At 41.5% G+C, this 14,837-nt stretch carries 16 protein-coding genes, 1 riboswitch and 2 other annotated features; of the genes, 14 read left to right on the forward strand and 2 right to left on the reverse strand.

Annotated features, from left to right (window positions below):
- Positions 1-430: 430 nt before the first annotated feature.
- Complete coding sequence (locus BMZ06_RS19430) at positions 431-2,065, reverse strand: FAD-dependent monooxygenase (protein ID WP_089754748.1); 1,635 nt, start codon at positions 2,063-2,065, stop codon at positions 431-433.
- Positions 2,066-2,255: 190 nt separating this feature from the next.
- Here BMZ06_RS19430 and BMZ06_RS19435 point away from each other — a divergent pair, with 190 nt between their 5' ends.
- The 8 genes from BMZ06_RS19435 to BMZ06_RS19475 all read left to right on the forward strand — a co-directional run bounded on the left by BMZ06_RS19435 (position 2,256) and on the right by BMZ06_RS19475 (position 10,904).
- On the forward strand, positions 2,256-2,678 hold the full coding sequence (locus BMZ06_RS19435) for a MarR family winged helix-turn-helix transcriptional regulator (protein WP_089754750.1): 423 nt from the start codon (positions 2,256-2,258) through the stop codon (positions 2,676-2,678).
- On the forward strand, positions 2,675-3,871 hold the full coding sequence (locus BMZ06_RS19440; protein WP_089754752.1) for an MFS transporter: 1,197 nt from the start codon (positions 2,675-2,677) through the stop codon (positions 3,869-3,871). The genes BMZ06_RS19435 and BMZ06_RS19440 overlap by 4 nt, the downstream gene beginning before the upstream one ends.
- A 335-nt stretch (positions 3,872-4,206) precedes the next feature.
- Entirely contained in the window at positions 4,207-4,992 is a 786-nt protein-coding gene (locus BMZ06_RS19445; protein WP_089754754.1) for a TerC family protein, read from the forward strand.
- Positions 4,993-5,066: 74 nt separating this feature from the next.
- Complete coding sequence (locus BMZ06_RS19450; protein ID WP_089754755.1) at positions 5,067-5,264, forward strand: hypothetical protein; 198 nt, start codon at positions 5,067-5,069, stop codon at positions 5,262-5,264.
- Between the two features lie 424 nt (positions 5,265-5,688).
- Positions 5,689-5,910 (forward strand) — a binding site (T-box leader).
- A 30-nt stretch (positions 5,911-5,940) separates the two neighbouring features.
- Positions 5,941-6,169 (forward strand) — a binding site (T-box leader).
- Positions 6,170-6,217: 48 nt separating this feature from the next.
- Positions 6,218-8,140 carry a threonine--tRNA ligase gene (gene thrS / locus BMZ06_RS19460; RefSeq protein WP_089754760.1) on the forward strand — a complete coding sequence of 641 codons (1,923 nt, stop codon included), beginning with the start codon at positions 6,218-6,220 and terminating at the stop codon, positions 8,138-8,140.
- A gap of 316 nt (positions 8,141-8,456) precedes the next feature.
- Positions 8,457-9,368, forward strand: a complete 912-nt coding sequence (locus BMZ06_RS19465; protein WP_089754762.1) for a DUF4367 domain-containing protein — start codon at positions 8,457-8,459, stop codon at positions 9,366-9,368.
- Positions 9,369-9,722: 354 nt separating this feature from the next.
- Entirely contained in the window at positions 9,723-10,214 is a 492-nt protein-coding gene (locus tag BMZ06_RS19470; RefSeq protein ID WP_089754764.1) for a hypothetical protein, read from the forward strand.
- Between the two features lie 12 nt (positions 10,215-10,226).
- Positions 10,227-10,904 carry a hypothetical protein gene (locus tag BMZ06_RS19475; protein ID WP_089754767.1) on the forward strand — a complete coding sequence of 226 codons (678 nt, stop codon included), beginning with the start codon at positions 10,227-10,229 and terminating at the stop codon, positions 10,902-10,904.
- Between the two features lie 291 nt (positions 10,905-11,195).
- Here the strand turns inward: BMZ06_RS19475 and BMZ06_RS19480 are convergent, their stop codons facing one another.
- A complete protein-coding gene (locus BMZ06_RS19480) occupies positions 11,196-11,378 on the reverse strand; it encodes a hypothetical protein (protein WP_089754769.1) in 183 nt (60 codons plus the stop codon).
- Positions 11,379-11,580: 202 nt separating this feature from the next.
- A riboswitch (cobalamin riboswitch) is annotated at positions 11,581-11,761 on the forward strand.
- Positions 11,762-11,903: 142 nt separating this feature from the next.
- On the opposite strand from BMZ06_RS19480, the gene BMZ06_RS19485 reads away from it, so the two are divergent.
- The 6 genes from BMZ06_RS19485 to BMZ06_RS19510 all read left to right on the forward strand — a co-directional run bounded on the left by BMZ06_RS19485 (position 11,904) and on the right by BMZ06_RS19510 (position 14,686).
- Entirely contained in the window at positions 11,904-12,374 is a 471-nt protein-coding gene (locus tag BMZ06_RS19485) for an acyl-CoA thioesterase (protein WP_089754771.1), read from the forward strand.
- A 71-nt stretch (positions 12,375-12,445) separates the two neighbouring features.
- Positions 12,446-12,883, forward strand: coding sequence for a cell wall hydrolase (locus BMZ06_RS19490; RefSeq protein WP_089754781.1), 438 nt, complete (start codon positions 12,446-12,448; stop codon positions 12,881-12,883).
- Positions 12,884-13,105: 222 nt separating this feature from the next.
- A complete protein-coding gene (locus BMZ06_RS19495; protein ID WP_089754773.1) occupies positions 13,106-13,447 on the forward strand; it encodes a DMT family transporter in 342 nt (113 codons plus the stop codon).
- The gene (locus tag BMZ06_RS19500; protein WP_089754775.1) at positions 13,447-13,761 is read left to right on the forward strand and encodes a DMT family transporter; all 315 of its coding nucleotides are present in this window, start codon (positions 13,447-13,449) and stop codon (positions 13,759-13,761) included. Before BMZ06_RS19495 ends, BMZ06_RS19500 begins: the two co-directional genes overlap by 1 nt.
- A gap of 32 nt (positions 13,762-13,793) precedes the next feature.
- Complete coding sequence (locus BMZ06_RS19505; RefSeq protein WP_089754778.1) at positions 13,794-14,384, forward strand: TetR/AcrR family transcriptional regulator; 591 nt, start codon at positions 13,794-13,796, stop codon at positions 14,382-14,384.
- A gap of 95 nt (positions 14,385-14,479) precedes the next feature.
- Positions 14,480-14,686: a hypothetical protein gene (locus BMZ06_RS19510; protein ID WP_089754779.1), complete on the forward strand. Its 207-nt coding sequence runs from the start codon at positions 14,480-14,482 to the stop codon at positions 14,684-14,686.
- Positions 14,687-14,837 lie beyond the last annotated feature (151 nt).

Genomic DNA, 14,837 nt, shown 5'->3' on the forward strand with positions numbered 1-14,837 from the left:
ACTGGACTGAGCTGGCGGAGATAAAGGAAACACGAAGAGCGGAGTGATTCGATGTTGACTTATCGCACAGAAGTGAGGGAAGTCTCACTAGACGCTAGGTGCTGCAGCTGGATAGCTCACGCTGACGTTTATATTATGAGTTATGCTTAACTCTTATAAAAGTGTAAGAGTGGGATGAACATGATCGGTAAGATCCCGGAAGGCGAAGCCTGAGGAAGCTTACCACAGAAGAGGTTCGACTAAGAACGCCACGTCGTGTGGCAACGTCGAACGACCCTGCGTCGTGCAGGGCCGGAAAGCGAAATCGTCCCCCGCAGGACCTAATTTCCACAAAAGTCTCGAAATCGAGTCTTCAAGTAACGGGAGCTTTATTGAAAAAACAACAATGCGGTTTTGCGGAGTCTTTTTTGTTAACTCACGTTAGAGCTGGTTATAGCGAATGGCCGAAGTAATTCACTAAGGCTTTTGTCAGCTGATCGGTTTCTGTAATGGATGTGTGAAGCAGTACATAAGCGTCAGGCCGGATAACCATCATATCCCCGGGCGTTAGATGCAGCCGTTTATTGGACTCTTCATTCAGATCCAGATACAATTCAGAATTCATATTCGTGGTTTCCCTGGGATCATCTACTTCATCGAACGTAATAAAAAGCGGCTTCAGCATGTCTCCCACACGACTGTTAAACGCCTCGACCGCATTCCTCACGGCTTCCTGATACTGGGGAGCATTTCCTCTGCCTGCAATAATTAAGTAGAGACATGGATGATCCCGAAGCATAGAGTAGAGCGTTTTTTCTTCTTTTGCAGTATTTAGAAAAGAAACGTCAGGAACACGGTTACCGGATTCAACCTTCTTCACGTTGGTAAACTTCCTGAAGTTTTTTGCGAATTTGGTAAAGGCATAATCCACATCCAGCTGGGCCATGTTTTCCGTGATTTTTGTCTGGACTTTTTTATTTGGAAGCAGCCATTTCATCCCTTTATTACGTGCTTTAATTCCGTAATGGCTTTTAATGGTCATGCCTTTCATAAGGTAACTGGTTTTCTTTATGACCTCCTCAGCGATGGGAGCTCTTTCTGCATGATACGAATCAAGCAGGGTTTCGTTCAGGTTATGCTGCACAGTATAGGCGAGCTTCCATCCCAGGTTCATCGCATCCTGTATGCCTACGTTCATTCCCTGTCCTCCGATGGGGTTATGAATGTGAGCCGCATCTCCAGCGAGGAATACGTTTCCTTCTCGATAAGTGCTCGCCTGCCTGTGAGATGCGGAAAAACTTGAGATCCAGTAAGGGTCGTGCAAGGAAAGGGGTTCAGGATAGATTTCCGCCAGTGAATCCTCCATATCAGAAAGCGATATCTCTTCCGGGAAGTCGCCGCCCTGCTTTTTGTAATCAATGACAATGACCCGGGTGTATTCGCCTTGAAAAGGAGCCAGAAATACGAGACCACGGTCGCTGCTTGTGAGCGAGATGTCTTCTTTGGAAGCCGCAAGCTTCACGTCAGCAAGCATGACGTTCACTTCCTCTGATTCCCCTGTAAAAGGAATTTTCAGGAGATTCCGTGTAGTGCTGTGGGCTCCGTCACATCCGATGACGTAGCGTGCGGTTATCGTTTCTTCGCTGTCTGCTTTTTGCACTGAAGCCTGAACGATTCCTTCCTGCTGCTCCAGCCCTGTGAGCGTCATTTCTCTTTCAACGCGGGATTGAGCCAGTGAGCTTTCGAGTATTTCTTCTGTCCTGCTTTGAGGAATCACGTTCACAAACGGGAAATCAGCGGACACGCTAATATTAGAAAAATCCAGAACAGCAAGCAGATCTTCATTATAATGAAAGTTGATTTGTTTATACGGGGTCCCGGCCTGTAGAAATGATTCGGAAAGGCCGAGTAAATCCATCATTTCCAGGGTGCGGGGATGCATGACGAGGGCTTTGGAGTAGCGGGATCTTTCTTTGTTCTGATCAATAATCCGGTACTGAATACCGTAGCGTTCCAGCTGATTTGCAAGCGCCAGTCCGCTTGGTCCTGCGCCGATAATTAATATATCTGTATTGGTTTCCTGCATGTTTAAACCTCTCCTTATAAGTCGTAATGAATTTATGATTGCGTCTTCCTGGTTCTTTTACCAGAAAAACCGATTTCCTAACCTATTTCTCTAAACTAGTGTGTTTCAAACAGTCATCTATTTCATTTACATTCTTCGGATAAGACGATACAATTATTTACCTGGGTAAATAAAAAAAGGAGTGTAATAGATGATCGATACACATGAGTTGTTTCACCTGCTTCATCAGCGGGTTCGTTTCGTAACGAAAGAGTTCAATCAGCAACTGAGTGCTCACGGGTTATATCATTCCCAGTGGGCGATTATGTATTGCCTGGAGCGATTCGGACCTATGACGCAAACCGCCATTTGGAAATACTTAAACGTAGAAGCACCCACGATCACACGTACCATCACCCGCATGGAAAAAAATGATTGGGTGATCCGCAGACAGGGCGGGGACAAGCGTGAACGGGTGGTTGAATTGACAGAGAAAGCCAAGAAAAAATATGAGCAAGTCAATCAGGCCGTCTATCAATATGAACAGGAGACTATCAGTCGGCTGACTCGTGAGGAAGTCGACCAATTTTACAGCATTCTTCAAAAACTTGGACCGGAGGGGGGAGAAGGATGACCTCATCACATCGCTCTATCTGGTCAAAAAGCTTTATAAGTGTGTCGTTTACACAGTTCTCAGTTTTTCTAGTGTTTTATGCCCTGTTGACCACGCTGCCCATTTTAGTGATTGAAGAGATGAACGAGACTCAATCAGAAGGCGGCATCACGGTGACGGCTATGCTGCTTGCGGCTATCCTGATCCGGCCCTTTTCCGGAAAAATAATGGAACGCTTAGGTAAGAAAAGAACCCTCACGGCGAGTATTATGGTATTTACCGCTACCACATTCTTTTATTTAAGTGTGGACCATTTTACAGCCTTGCTGGGACTCCGGTTTTTCCACGGACTGTCATTTGGGCTGTTTACAACGGCAAGCGGTGCGATTGCGGCCGATGTTATCCCACCTGAAAGGCGGGGAGAAGGACTCGGTTATTTTGCGATGTCCATGAATCTTGCGGTCGTCGCCGGTCCGTTTCTTGGCTTGACTCTTTTACAGTATGCACCATTTTCTATCCTTTTCATCGTACTTAGTCTATTGATAGCTGGTGGATCGCTGTCTGCCTTTCTTGTGCAGGTGCCACCGGAAGCTGAAGCAGCTTCAGCTCCATCAAAAGTAAAATTTTCTTTACAGGATTTAATCGAATTAAAAGCGCTTCCAATCGCTGTTATCAGCAGCTTCATTGCTTTTGCGTATTCCAGTATCATTTCCTTTTTATCTGTGTATGCCAATGCCATCGGATTATCAGGAGCATCCAGTTACTTCTTTCTTGTGTTCGCACTTGCGATGCTGTTATCACGTCCGTACTTAGGAAGAGCTTATGATGCTAAAGGACCGAAGTTCGTCATCCTGCCGTGTCTGTTATTGTTTTCATCAGGATTACTATTAATCAGTATCACCAGTACGGCCTGGATGCTGTTGCTCTCAGCCGCGATCATCGGACTAGGTTACGGTACATTACTTCCAAGTTTCCAAACGATGGCCATTCAATCCGCGCCTATTACGAGAAGCGGTCATTCTACGGCTACCTTCTTCATGCTCTATGATATAGGAATTGCTGCTGGTTCATTCCTATGGGGACTTGTCGCTGCCGGAGCTGGATATCAAGTGCTTTATACGGCTAGTGCCCTCGTTGTCCTTGCTGTAATGGTGCTTTTCAGCGTTCAGCAGTCCAGACAGCCGGCCCGTGTTGCGAGTGATCAGGCTTCCTGAGAAGCTCCATATAGAACAGGATAATCATAGGGAACCTGGATGGCAGGTTAGTAGTATCCAGGGTCCTGCAGCCTATTCTATCATTCATTTAAATGATCATCAGCAGCTTGACCAATGGTTGGTAACTTGATATATTTCTAATAGTATAAAAGGGGAGTAGCTTTAACAGTATTGTCGTCATTACAGAGTGAACGCCTTCACTCTCGGCACTACTGGCGACTGCATAGTTGCTAGCAAGACCTTTGCCACCGGGTAAAGGTCTTTATTTTTTGAGGTCTTTACCATATGAATGTGGTAAAGACCTCTGTTTTTTGAAAGAGAAGGGAGAATATCAATTGGATTCTATTTGGTTGGAATATGGATGGACTTTATTAATACTTATTGGTCTCGAAGGACTTTTATCTGCAGATAATGCGCTTGTTTTGGCGGTTATCGCCAAGCATTTGCCTGAAGATGAGAAAAAGCGCGCCATCAATTACGGAATTATTGGAGCCTTTATTTTTAGATTTGGAGCATTATTCGCTATTTCGTTTATAGCGAACGTATGGCAGGTGCAGGCCATTGGAGCTGCTTATCTCATTTATTTAGGGGTGAGGAGCCTGATTGGGAGGACTCACGATGAAGAAGAATCTACCGATGATAAGCCTGCGAAAGGAAAAGGCTTCTGGCCGACGGTGGCCAAAATCGGCCTGGCTGATCTTGTGTTTGCGATCGATTCCATACTCGCAGCCGTTGCCCTGGCATTAGCTCTTCCGAATTCCCCACTTCCGAATTTTGGCGGAATGGACGGAGGTAAATTCATCGTTGTCATCATTGCGGGAATTGCCGGCCTGGTTCTGATTAAGTATGCAGCGACATGGTTTGTTCAACTTCTCAGAGTCCGTCCAAGCCTAGAAACAACGGCTTATTTAATCGTAGCCTGGGTGGGTATTAAATTAGCGGTTATTACCTTGTCCCACAAGGACGTAGGCGTACTGGATGAACACTTCGCTCACAGTGTAGGCTGGACGGTTACATTCTGGGCCGTGCTGCTTTCTGTAGCTATAGGCGGCTGGTTCTGGTCAGGCAGACATTTGCGTAAAGATGAAAATAAAGAACTGTACAGAAATTCCGGATCTTAATAATCTGTAAGCCCTCCATTTGATGGAGGGCTTTTTAAAGTTTATGGTTGATTCTTTATAAGAGGTGAGCATAGATGAGTAGAGTTGAGACTAGAACAAAATTAGATTTGGAAAAGGTTATTTTTATTGGTAGAACATATGAAGAATACATGGACATGTATTTACTATCAGAAGAAGATTTGAAAGGAAAAAAAGTATTAGATTGCCCGTCTGGAGCATGTTCTTTTCCAGCGATAGGGTCAATCAAGGGGTCTGAATATTACTGGATCTGATATTGCATATGACCATTCTGTAGAGCACCTAGAAGCTAAAGGACAAGAGGATATTCAACATGCCGTGGTTCACATGGAGAAGGCTAAAAGTAATTACTTATGGAATTATTTTGAAGGTATCAATCAGTTAAAAGAGTATCGGCAAAAGGCTTTACTTGATTGCACTCACGATATGAAAAAGAATAGCGAACGATATATACCATTTAATTTACCTTCCTTGTCCTTTAATGATAATCAGTTTGATATCCTTTTATCTGCGCGTTTCTTTTTTACTTATGCAGAAGACCGTTGGATTATTGAAAGTGAAATTATCTTGGTTTCATGTCTTCCATATAAGGGTCTAATCTAAAATAACCTCCAAATAGTATTTTTTGGATTTTATTGACTTTAGTTGGCAAAAAATATATAGTGAAATAAATTTAAATTAATTGCGATGAAAAGGACAAGAGCTATTATGAACGGTTATCAGAGAGGGAAGAAAAGGTGAGATCTTCCTAACGCAGCGTAATAACTTACCACCTTGGAGCTGTATGGACGAAAGAAGAGTAGTTCATACCGTACGCTACGATACAGCAAACCGAAGCCATTACTTTATAAAAGTGATGGGAAGTTGGGTGGAACCACGAGTACAGCACTCGTCCCTTGTTTAGGGACGGGTGTTTTTTTAATTCAATAAGTTATAGTGATGAAAAAGGATAAGAGGTATTATGAACGGTTTATCAGAGAGGGAAGGAATGGTGAGACCTTCCTAACGCAGCGTAATAGCTTACCACCTTGGAACTGTGTGGATGAAAGAAATAGTAGTGCACACCGTAATGCTACGATACAGCAAACCAAAGTCATTACTTTAAAAGGTAGTGGAAAATTGGGTGGAACCGCGGGTTAAAACCATACTCGTCCCTTGTAAAGAGGGATGAGTATGGTTTTTTAATTTTATAAAAGGATGTGTATGTATGAGTGATGAAAAAATGGTAATTTCATTTCCAGATGGTAGCCAAAAATCTTTTTCAAAAGGAAGTACATTGGAGGATGTTGCTCAATCTATAAGTACTACTCTTAAGAAAAAGGCGGTAGTTGGGAGAGTCAATGGATCCTTATATGATATGCAGAGACCTATCAACACCAATGCTGAGATTGAATTATTTTCATTTAATTCTCCAGAGGGTTTAGATGTTATGAGACATAGCGCAACTCATATTATGGCTCAGGCCGTGAAGCGACTTTTTGGAAACGTGAATTTAGGTGTAGGTCCTGTTGTGGAAAATGGTTTTTACTATGACATTGATACGGATCAGAGTATATCTAAAGATGATCTATCTAAAATTGAAAAAGAAATGAATAACATTGTAGCTGAAAACTTGCTGATTAAACGGGAGTTAATATCTCGAGATGAAGCTGAAAGAATTTTTTCGAAAGATTATTTAAAGCTAAAACTATTAAAGAAAATTCCCCCGGAAGAAGAGGTCTCAATCTACAAACAAGGGGAGTTTATAGATCTATGCAGAGGACCTCATTTACCATCTACTAAATTTCTTAAAGCCTTTACTCTAACAAACGTCTCGGGAGCTTATTGGCAAGGGAATAGTGATAACGAGATGTTACAACGCATATATGGCGTAGCTTTTCCATCAAAAAAAGAATTAAATGAATATTTTTATTTCCTGGAAGAAGCTAAAAAGAGAGATCATCGTAAACTAGGGAAGCAGCTTGAATTGTTTATGTTTTCGGATGAAGCTCCAGGGATGCCATTCTATTTAAGTAATGGTCAAATAATTAGAAATGAGTTGGAAGCATTCCTTAGAAGTTTGCAAGAGTCGTTTAACTATAAAGAAGTGAAAACTCCACTAATGATGAATCAGAGGTTATGGGAACAATCGGGGCACTGGAATCATTATAAAGACAATATGTATTTCTCTGAAGTTGACCAGCAGCATTTCGCTCTTAAACCAATGAATTGCCCAGGGCATATGCTTATTTTTAAGGACCGTTTGCGCTCCTATAGAGACCTTCCCATTCGTATGGCTGAATTCGGTCAAGTACACCGTCATGAATTCAGTGGAGCATTAAACGGGTTATTGAGGGTTCGTTCCTTTTGTCAAGACGATGCTCATATCTTTGTCACACCAAATCAGATAGAAGAAGAAATCAGTTCAGCTTTTCGTTTGATTGATGATGTTTATCGAACTTTTGGTTTCAATTATGAGATTGAGCTATCTACTCGTCCCGAAAAATCTATGGGTGATACACGCTTGTGGGATCAAGCTGAAGGCGCACTTAAAAATGTTTTAGATAAACTAGGTTATAATTTTAGAGTGAATGAGGGAGACGGTGCTTTTTATGGTCCTAAAATTGATATTCACATAAAAGATGCCTTAAATAGAAGCCATCAATGTGCCACTGTACAGCTGGATTTTCAAATGCCGGAAAAATTCGATCTTGAATATATTAATGAACATAATGAAAAAGCTCGTCCAGTGGTTATTCACCGGGCTGTGTTTGGGTCCATTGATCGTTTTTTAGGCATACTCATCGAGCATTTCGGTGGAGCATTTCCAACTTGGTTAGCACCTGTGCAAGTAAAAATACTTCCCGTATCAAACGAAGTTCATAAAGAATATACCGAACAAGTCATGAACCGTTTAAAACAAGAAGGAATTAGAGTAGAAAAGGATAGTAGAAATGAGAAGTTAGGATACAAGATTAGAGAAGCCCAAACGAATAAAACACCTTTTATACTTGTGCTGGGAGACAGGGAAGTTGAGAAAGGGCATGTAAATGTTAGGTCCTATGGGGAGAAGGCAACGAAAGAAATGAAATTAGATGAATTCGTTTCAAGTCTAAAACAGTCAATCGCCAATAAAGATTTACATGAATAAATAGTACCAAAGTACACTTATAGTAAATATCATTTGTAGAGCACGGGCACTCTACCAGCTAGTTCCCATGTCTCTATTTCAATTATTTATCTCGAAGCTGAGTCTTAAAACAAAAGGGGGCTTAGCCTTAAAATCAACACGGAAGTTTAACAGATCCATTTTTAATAAAGAACGTAATGTATTTTTTAAAATATTAACTTTTAGAGGTAGGATAATAGATTTTTTATACTAATCTTCTATATTATTTCCAATTTTTGAAACTTATGACATGATGTAACCGTACAAGTTGTAAAGAAGTTAAATTGGAGGTTATATGATGATCAAAAAACTACTATTTATGGCTATAACACTCTTTATAGCCGCTGGTTGCTCATCTACCCAGTCCTCCGGTGAGGATACGAAAGGGGAAAGTACGGCAAAGGATGATGTGAAAAAGGTGCTTGAGCAAATATTCTCAGGACCGGATAAAGAAGTAACCCAGTTTTATGAAGATAATAATCATGAAGAGATTTCTAACTACTACAAGAAGCAATTCGAACCTTACTTTACGGAAAAGTATATGGACCAGGCGATGAAGACCAACCTGGTTAGCAGCTTTCACCAGAAGGCGTATGGAAATGAGGTTAAGATGGATATTGTAAGTATGAGCATTGAGCAGAGCGAGGATAAAGCCACTGCTTATGATTTTAATACTCAAATCGATGTCAGTAATGGCCAATCTGCGAATATTAGTGGGAGAGTGAACACGAACGAAGAGGGTAAAATCACTCGAATACATTACATGGATCCTCAACCATTACTGCACGCTTTCGATACGGCAGTTGAAACGGAAGATGGACTGTACGAATACGATCGTTCCAGGTTGGTGAGTCGCACCGAAGATGAAGCTTATCAGCCTAAGTACCCGACGGTTATGCCTTTTGAAGTGGATGGAGTCGAAGTAGAAGCTGGACCTATGGAGCAAAAGGATACCTTATTAACCTTTACCTTTCATGCCGAAACTGGGGAAATGATGGAATTGATGACAGTTAAGAATGGCGATATTTCCTATCAGGGGGTGGAGACCGAAGAAGTTTCGATTGGAGAACAAAATGGACAATATGCCGGAAACAAAGGGGATACTCAACGATTGATTTGGGAAGACGGCTCGATCACATATGAGTTAAAAGGGAATATAGAGGACTTATCAAAAGAGAACCTGATCACAGTAGCGGAGTCTTTTAAATAAGGCCTTACTTGAAGAGCTGATTAAAGACTCAGCTCATAGGAGAGAATTGAAGTTTAAATAGATTCTTCCTTTAGGCAATATTCAGGATAACTTTAAAAGAGATTAATAATTAACCTTCTAATTAAAATGGAAGGTTGATTATTTTTTTCTCATTGCTCTCCCTTATTCACCACATAGATATACTTTCCACTCTGCCCAGGGCTTGCAAATCAATCAATCATTTATTCATGCTAAGGAATACTATGGGTACGGATAGAAATAAATCAGCGCCATGTTAAATCTTAATATCTCAACGATTAAATCGCAGGTTTTTCGGGTGAATAAATGAATGGACGAAAACCAGGAGGAATTCAGATGAATGCATATGAAAAGAAAATTCATAAGCTATCTCAGGAATTAATTCCTGTTTTTGATGAATTAGACACCGAAACGAAAGAAATCATCAAAGAACACGCCCAATATTGTTCAGAATGTGACCACATGCTTGATAAAAGAGAGGTTATGGATGCAGAAATGGAAAGCGCTGGAGATAACGAGGGCAAAGAGAGCACGATTAAATCTCTGAAAAAATTGATCCATAACAATAGCGGGATAGGGATAATGTTGTTCTTAGTAAGGGTATTAGTGCTGGCAGTCATATCTTATAACAGTCTTCGATTTCAAAATTTTGAAGACGTGGTGCAGACCTTTCAAGGAGGAACCTTTTTGATATACCTGCCCACAGCCATTTTCCTATTGATCTTCACGTGGACATTCTTAAATAAAAGATGGATTCTCTATTCAGTAGTGGCGGATCTAGTGGTTCTATTGGTTATCTGGCAACTTCCATTATTTTATAAAATTTAAGGAGGACATTCGATGTACACCATACTAGCAGGCGGATTGTTTTTAGGTTTATTGATTTTTAGCTTCTTTTTTATTATTTCAAAATTCAAAAGAATGTATTTTCTGGCTCCGCTGCTAACGTTCCTTACGGCGTTGGGGGTCGTTCTTTATAGTATTCTCATTGTAAGAGGCTTTGAAGCTATGGGGTATATCTTTCTTGCTGGAGGGATCTTTCTAATTAGCGTATTGGGCACGGCGCTGCTTCCTGCATTAACCAAGTCAACGAAGCTCAGAAAGATATCTCTTTGGGAAAAAATCGCTCTATTTGTCCTCCCAGTCGTGTTCTTCACAACTATATTCGCCGTGGGCCCTGGTGGGGAAGATTATTGGATTATTCATGAAGGTCAAGCCGTTGTGGAAAATGACACGGATAGCCATTATCGTGTGTCTACTATTTATGAAGGGAATAGACAAATTGAAATCAAACTTGGAAAAGACCACATGGAAAAAAAGGTTGAGGTTCAAGAAGTGAATCAAAACGAACACACAGAAGTTATTGTCCGTCTGGTTGAGAATAAAACCAATAAAAACACTCCTAGCAAGGCTTCGTTTATTAGTATAGGGTTAGATGAAATCAAGGAACCTTTAACGGTACGAACCACAGAAGGAGAAGAATTGCCATCTGCTATTGAGGTGGTTAGCGAGCAGTAACAATATCTTCTATCTAATACAGACACGAGACGTATGGTGAGACGGACAATTGTTTATAGAGGCCGGTTTGGCTGTGACAGTTGGGAGGGCGATAATTGGACGTTTCAACTCTACTCGCTTTTATTTTTTGTGTGTTTGTTACTTATAGGCATTTCAAAGTCTATTTGGATAAAAAAGATAATCAGCGAAGGTAATTCTTTTGAGGCCGCCATTCTGAGAAGAGAAGGAGTTAAGAGTCCACTTAACTCCCGGTCCCCCTGAGGGGCTATCGCGTCTTGTGTAAGTATATATTCAATTCTTTGTATTAAAGGTCGTTAGTAGGAATTGAACTATGAATCGAACGATAAGTCCAACAAGCAGAGCAATGCCCCAGATGATTAGGAACTGATCAGATAGTGATGCGCCAAGTTGAAATCCTAAAAATAAGCCTATGGCTATAGCGATCCCTAAAATAATCTTATGACTGAGTTTCATATAACCACCTCCTGAAGAAATATAAAATTGCAAGCTCTCCATGTCCTTCCCCTTAGGATAGGAATGAAACTTCTTATACTCCCAATATATGTATGACCTGAGGTGGGAATATATGGAACTATCATGTGAAGTGGATTGACAGGTGGACGGGTTTAGGGGATATTGAGAATAAGAGAGATTTAGTCTCTTACTATTCATTGCTAAATTGAATACGCCTTATGGTGGCTTCTTATCGAAGCTTAAAAGGGAAGTCTGGTGAAAATCCAGCGCGGTCCCGCCACTGTGAAGAGGAGGCACATGGAGTACCCCACTGTTTAAGAAACGGGAAGGGCTGTGTGCTGGTGAATCTGAGTCAGGAGACCTGCCATAAGGAAGAACATGAATTCCTACGGGAGATAGGAGGGTGTTACGTGGATAATCATCAGGAACCTGGAAGGGTCCCATGAACTGTGTTCCAACATTCCTGCGCATCTTCATATCTGAAGGTGTTTTTTAGTTTCACGAAATAAAAGGAGGACATAATTCATGGATCCACTACCTGTATCATATTCGAGAATGACCCAGACACGATTAGTGCTGCCCCCGGATACCAACCATCTGGATACCATATTCGGAGGAAAGGTGCTTGCTTATATTGATGAAATCGCTGCTTTAACCGCTATGAAACATTCCAATTGCGCTGTTGTTACGGCATCCATTGATTCGGTGGATTTCTTATCTGCAGCTAAAGTTGGAGATGCCCTGACGCTTGAAGCTTGTGTAACAAGAACAGGGCGGTCTTCCATGGAGGTGTATGTAAAAGTGTATGCCGATAATCTTCTGCAGGGAAGACAGAAGATGACCACCGAATCATTCTTAACTATGGTTGCAGTTGATGACACGGGCAGACCGAAGCCTGTTTCAGCTGTCATACCTGAAACAGAAGAAGAGCAACGGCTGTATGATACGGCTCCTTCGAGAAAAGAGCATCGCAAAAACCGGGCCGCTCTGAGGTGAAAGTTGAGAACAAAAAAGAGAATTTAGACATGAATAAAGGCTTTTTTCATACAATATGTTGGGGTGAAAAAATGCCAAGAGTAAAATACAGGGATTCAGACGTTGCTTTAATGGCCAGGATGATGAGAGCAGAAGCTGAAGGTGAAGGAAAACAAGGAATGCTTTACGTCGGGAACGTCATTGTAAACCGGGCTCAAGCGGATTGTTTAGACTTTACAGAGGTACGATCCATTCCGCAGGTTATTTATCAAGTGCAAGGCGGAAATTATGCTTTTGAAGCCGTGCAAAAAGGGAATTTATTTTATAACCGAGCGAGATCTGTGGAAAAGAAATTAGCCAAAAGGAACTTGGAATACTGGAGACAGCACCCGGCGAAATATGCTCTTTGGTACTTTAATCCATATGGTCCATGCCCTCCAACGTGGTACGGTCAGCCTTTTACCGGGCAATTTAAAAATCATTGTTATTATGAACCAATTGCAGGGACTTGTGCCAGTGTATATACCTAACCGTAGTGAAAAATTTACTCTTCCTAGAAAAGGCGATTACTCTATAAGGGTAGTCGTCTTTTTACATGGAAAAAAATAAGATTCTACCTTCAAGGTGAAAGGAAGAACTTGGCTGGTTTCTTTTGATTGACTCCCCAAAATACAATTGCTATGATTACCTTACGACCGTTCGTAAGTTAAATGGTAAATATTAAGGAAATCATAAATAAAGGAGTCGTATATATGAATCGTTCATGGATGTTCGTAGTGATTGGATCTTTATTTGAGGTAGGTTGGGTTATGGGATTGAAGCATGCTTATAATAGTATGACGTGGATAGCGACCAGCATAGCTATTTTCCTTTCGTTTGCTCTCATTATCAAGGCCACACAAAAGCTTGCCGTAGGAACGGTTTATGCTGTTTTTACAGGTCTTGGTACAACCGGTACCGTATTGATGGAGATGCTGGTATTCGGAGAGCCCGTAAACATGTTAAAGCTATTTCTGATTCTTATCCTTTTAACTGGTGTCATGGGTCTTAAATTAGTCACTGGAGAACCTGAAGCAGAAGGGGGGACATCCTGATGGCATGGATCTATCTATTATTAGCTGGAGGCTCTGAAGTCATAGGGGTTACCGGGCTGAATTTAATTCTTAGGAATAAGAATGTGGTATCCTTTGCTGTACTGGTGCTTGGCATGATCAGCAGTTTCAGTTTCTTAAGCTTTGCCATGCAGTCTCTTCCGATGGGGACCGCTTATGCGATATGGACAGGAATCGGAACGGTGGGCTCAGGCCTTGTCGGCATCCTGTTTTTTGAGGAATCCAAGCATTGGCTTAGAATTGTATTTATGGCTATGGTCATAACTGCAGCCATAGGACTAAAAATAATTAATTAAAAAAGTAACGTAATGATAGGAAGGTGAAGCCAGTGAGCATTACTTCGATTCAAATTAAGGAAATTTCACTGAAGAATTTCGCTCGAAATGGGTATGAAGGGGCATCCATGGCGGAAATAGCTGATGAAGTAGGGATCAAAAAACAGTCGATCTATACACATTTTAAAGGAAAAGACGACCTTTTTCTTGCCCTCTGCCAGGATGCTTATGAACACGAGATCAAGTTTGTAATGGATTATATTGAACAGAATAAGAACCTTCATTTAAAAGACTTTCTGTACGGCCTTCTTCTGCAAAGTATCGACCGCTACGAAAAAAACGACTCTACCAAGTTCTGGATCCGTACAGCATTTTACCCGCCGGTTCACCTGAATGACCAGGTCATGCACCTGACCTATAAATATCTGGACTGGTCAGAGGAATTATTGCTTCCGGTTATAGCTTCTGGCAAAGAGAAAGGGGAAGTTGATGCTGAGGTCGGAAAACAACAGGCTGCATCAGCGTACATGGCCCTGCTGGATAGTCTTTACGTGGAAATGTTGTACGGAGGTCCCGGCCGTTTGGAGAGAAGGGTAGAGGCTTCCTGGTATCTGTACTGGCGAGGACTTTCGAACCGATCATGAATGGGATAGATCTTAAGAAAAGTAATGATAGGCGAAGGAGGATACTGCAGTGCAGGTAATCGTTCGTCTATCAGGTAAGGGGCGGAGGAATTAGAATGAGCTTCTTAAGCTGGTTTGACTGGATTAATCCAACGAATCCATTTGCGTCGTTATTTATGGGTATATTGTTTTCTATCTTTCTTGGGATTACGGTTTGGGTAGAAACAAGGGAGCGAAGGAAAGCTACTCTTACAACGATTATAGGAATTGTCGTCACCTGTATAGGGGTTGGCGTCTTAACAGCAGTTGGTTACTATGGATAGCGTGACAGGATTGTAAAAATCTTTATTTAAAAATGCTACATAAGAGGCTTATTACGCAATAGGGCCGGTTAGTTGAAGACTCAGTTTCGAGATATTGGGTATGAGGAAGGTCCTCCGGGGGACGATTTCGCTTTCCGTGGGCATGTGGTAA

It is taken from the genome of Halobacillus alkaliphilus (assembly GCF_900113125.1).
GTDB lineage: Bacteria > Bacillota > Bacilli > Bacillales > Halobacillaceae > Halobacillus > Halobacillus alkaliphilus.

Coding starts and splice junctions, on each gene's coding strand:
- BMZ06_RS19430 (WP_089754748.1), bottom strand. CDS start 2,065: ATGCAGGAAACCAATACAGATATATTAATTATCGGCGCAGGACCAAGC.
- BMZ06_RS19435 (WP_089754750.1), top strand. CDS start 2,256: ATGATCGATACACATGAGTTGTTTCACCTGCTTCATCAGCGGGTTCGT.
- BMZ06_RS19440 (WP_089754752.1), top strand. CDS start 2,675: ATGACCTCATCACATCGCTCTATCTGGTCAAAAAGCTTTATAAGTGTG.
- BMZ06_RS19450 (WP_089754755.1), top strand. CDS start 5,067: ATGAGTAGAGTTGAGACTAGAACAAAATTAGATTTGGAAAAGGTTATT.
- thrS (WP_089754760.1), top strand. CDS start 6,218: ATGAGTGATGAAAAAATGGTAATTTCATTTCCAGATGGTAGCCAAAAA.
- BMZ06_RS19465 (WP_089754762.1), top strand. CDS start 8,457: ATGATCAAAAAACTACTATTTATGGCTATAACACTCTTTATAGCCGCT.
- BMZ06_RS19470 (WP_089754764.1), top strand. CDS start 9,723: ATGAATGCATATGAAAAGAAAATTCATAAGCTATCTCAGGAATTAATT.
- BMZ06_RS19475 (WP_089754767.1), top strand. CDS start 10,227: ATGTACACCATACTAGCAGGCGGATTGTTTTTAGGTTTATTGATTTTT.
- BMZ06_RS19480 (WP_089754769.1), bottom strand. CDS start 11,378: ATGAAACTCAGTCATAAGATTATTTTAGGGATCGCTATAGCCATAGGC.
- BMZ06_RS19485 (WP_089754771.1), top strand. CDS start 11,904: ATGGATCCACTACCTGTATCATATTCGAGAATGACCCAGACACGATTA.
- BMZ06_RS19490 (WP_089754781.1), top strand. CDS start 12,446: ATGCCAAGAGTAAAATACAGGGATTCAGACGTTGCTTTAATGGCCAGG.
- BMZ06_RS19495 (WP_089754773.1), top strand. CDS start 13,106: ATGAATCGTTCATGGATGTTCGTAGTGATTGGATCTTTATTTGAGGTA.
- BMZ06_RS19500 (WP_089754775.1), top strand. CDS start 13,447: ATGGCATGGATCTATCTATTATTAGCTGGAGGCTCTGAAGTCATAGGG.
- BMZ06_RS19510 (WP_089754779.1), top strand. CDS start 14,480: ATGAGCTTCTTAAGCTGGTTTGACTGGATTAATCCAACGAATCCATTT.